Source organism: Verrucomicrobiota bacterium, assembly GCA_016871495.1.
Taxonomy (GTDB): domain Bacteria; phylum Verrucomicrobiota; class Verrucomicrobiia; order Limisphaerales; family VHDF01; genus VHDF01.
In genome coordinates, this window is the sequence record VHDF01000187.1 from 1 (window position 1) to 2,724 (window position 2,724).

The window sequence follows — 2,724 nt, forward strand, 5'->3', positions numbered from 1 at the left end:
AGCGCTAAGACCGGCGAGATCTCTCAGCAGGGGCCATTGGATGAGGCTTGCCGCAGCGAACCAGCTGCCGCCGGCGATGAGGTAGGGGCCTGCCAACAGCGGCGCAGCAAGTCCGCGCTCGGCAAGGGTACGGAGGAAAGACAAATCGTCTTGCGACGGAGTATTGGTTGGCATCTTAGGCTCCTCGGGCAATCGACCTTGGTTAGATAAAAAGTACTTTAATAAACAAAGTATGTCAAGGCTGCTGTGGAAGCAGGGGAGTTGGATCAGCAGATGGATGCCGCGTCAGGCTCGCTGCGTAAAGGCTTTCAACGCTGACCACGATTGGAGAGTCGTTTGAAACGAGTTAGCAGCGTGAGCGTCGCGAAAATTGACGCTGAGAATGTGGTGATCTACGCGAAACAGTGGGGGAACTGCAGTGAATTGACTGCGTTTATTGCCGCGACCCACAAGGTCACGACAGGCATAGCCTCGATGCTGGTCGCTCACGCTGCTCACACTGTATGGAGACTGCTGTGAGTACTCACCCATACCGCTACAGCAAGGTAAGCAGCACTGTGCGCGAAGGGTTGCCGGGGCTGACACAACCGTTTGAAGATCAAGCCCTGCAGCGTAGAACAAGGTTTCTCATAATCCCTTGGTCCTTGGTTCGAATCCAAGCGGGCCCAGTCTTACAAATCAATGAGTTGCAGGCTGCGTGGCGCCGATTCTAGCGCGTAAGAGCCCACTTGTGATCAATCTGTCCAATCTCGCGCGAGGTAGTTTCGTCTTGGTAGGAGGAGGGTGCTACCCCTTGATTGCCCACTTCGTCGGCTGATGGCTTGGGGGCACAGGCAACCAGACCACAAAGAATTATCGCGGTCAGTGTTGCAGTTGGTGATTTTTCAGATCAGTACAATGCCCGTTAGCCCTGGAGGCAGTGGCCTATTTTGATCTGTGCTATTTCTTTAGTTCCGGAGGAGCGGGCAAAGGAATGTCGGAATTGTAAGCGTCAACGATGCATTTCCACTGGCCATCCGGTTGCTTTTTCCACACTTCGAGAATCTTGCCGGTATCGTTGATAGTCGGTCCGCCACTCGGGTCCTTAATGCTCAGCTGATAGGTGCCATAGAGGTAACCGAGTTCACCAGACTTCGCGACCTCAACCTTCGTGACTTCCCAAGAGACGGAGGTGTTCGGACTGAGAATACTCGCCCAAATTTCCCGAATGGTTTTCGGGTTGTTAGCGATGGGGGTATTTGGGGCAAGTAGAACCGCATCCTCGGAGTAGTAAGAGACGGTGGCGTCTAAATCGTTTCTCGCTGCGGCAGCCGAAAACTGCGCATCCAGCTCGCGGATTACAGCTTCTTCCGCGCTGCGGATATCGGGCGCCGGCGTACAGCCCTGAAGGTGGAGCGTACATCCGGAAAGTAAAAGAGCGAAGAGCAGGGAGCGCGAAAGCGTTCTTTTAGCCATATATCTTTATAAGCATATAAAAGACACTGACAAACGAATGATTCATGGATTTCTCTCCCGGATTTATTTGGACACAAATCCCCTTCTTGACGTGCGCTCTTGCACCAGCTCTCGAGCGGCGGCAAGCCAATAGATGCATACGCGCCGAGAAGATCCAAGTCAATGCAACTCGACCCGCAACGTGCCCCCTCCCGAAACAACACGCCGACCGAACCCGCAATACGGTTGTCGGGGCGCTGTTTCGACCATACATGGGAAAGAATCAGGGAGCTCATGGCGAGTCGCTGGGCGAGAATGGTCTCTTCCTGCACGCGCTGCCGTATGCCATTGCGCCACAGACGCAGAGTCGCGTACCGATGATTTTCTGGGCGTCACCGGGATTCAAGCAGCAAGTCGCAGTCGAGCCGACTTGTGCCCAAGAGCAAGCGCGCGAGTCTCTATCGCATGACCACGTTTTTCATACGCTGCTCGACCTTTCCACGGCTGAACGACGGGAGCTGACCATCTTTGCAGGCTGCCGAGCAAGTGCTCGTTGAGCGTAGAGGTTTGGCGCGCCCGGCGAGATTCGAACTCACGACCCCTGCCTTCGAAGGGCAGTACTCTATCCAGCTGAGCTACGGGCGTCCGGCCGTCATCATATCTGGCGAATCATCGGACGCGGATGCGGCGATAGCCCACTGACCGCCCCAGTACAGCACCATCAGCAGTAGAGCAAGCGTGGTCGATGGCTCGACGAATCGATTCCAGGCGACCAAGGTATCGCTCAATGCAAAACTCGTTGCGCCGAGCGCGGCTGACCAGGCTTTACGTGGCTCGCGCGGGCGTACACCGATCAAGGCCCACGCTCGCCAAAGCATGCAGCAGATGACGGTCGTATAGAGCGCAACCGGAATCGTCATATCGCCGAGCGAGGGCTCGAGGACCCGAAAGCTGGCGATGCCGAAGGCAGCCACCGGTACTAACAAGATCAATTGGGCGCGACGAACGAGGCGGACATAAGCGGTGAGGTAGGCCAGGTGGGCGAGCAGGAAGGCAATCAACCCCGCCGGAAACCAGGAGCTTGCCCACTCGAGACAAAAATCCCCAACGGCCGATAGCAACAAGCCCATTGTGATCCAGCGCGCATTGGCGTGGCGACGCGGTAGCAACCAAAGACATAAGCACAGCACCGGTACGATTTTGGTGATGAGCCGACCTGAAGAATCGCCGATCGCGGTCGAGTATAGAAATATCGCTGCGGAAGTGACGCCGACCAGAGTCAACCAAAGC

The 2,724-nt window shown here is 55.9% G+C and carries 3 protein-coding genes and 1 tRNA gene; 1 reads left to right on the forward strand and 3 read right to left on the reverse strand.

What is annotated here, in order from left to right; translation table 11 throughout:
* Positions 1-939: 939 nt before the first annotated feature.
* Positions 940-1,455: a DUF4440 domain-containing protein gene (locus tag FJ404_19690; protein MBM3825069.1), complete on the reverse strand. Its 516-nt coding sequence runs from the start codon at positions 1,453-1,455 to the stop codon at positions 940-942.
* 44 nt (positions 1,456-1,499) lie between these two features.
* Between FJ404_19690 and FJ404_19695 the strand changes: the two genes are divergently transcribed.
* Entirely contained in the window at positions 1,500-1,991 is a 492-nt protein-coding gene (locus FJ404_19695) for a hypothetical protein (GenBank protein MBM3825070.1), read from the forward strand.
* Between the two features lie 11 nt (positions 1,992-2,002).
* Here the strand turns inward: FJ404_19695 and FJ404_19700 are convergent.
* Positions 2,003-2,079, reverse strand: a tRNA-Arg gene (locus tag FJ404_19700).
* Positions 2,070-2,724 (reverse strand): lysoplasmalogenase (locus FJ404_19705; GenBank protein ID MBM3825071.1); only part of this gene is annotated, 655 nt, incomplete at its 5' end. The genes FJ404_19700 and FJ404_19705, both read right to left, overlap by 10 nt.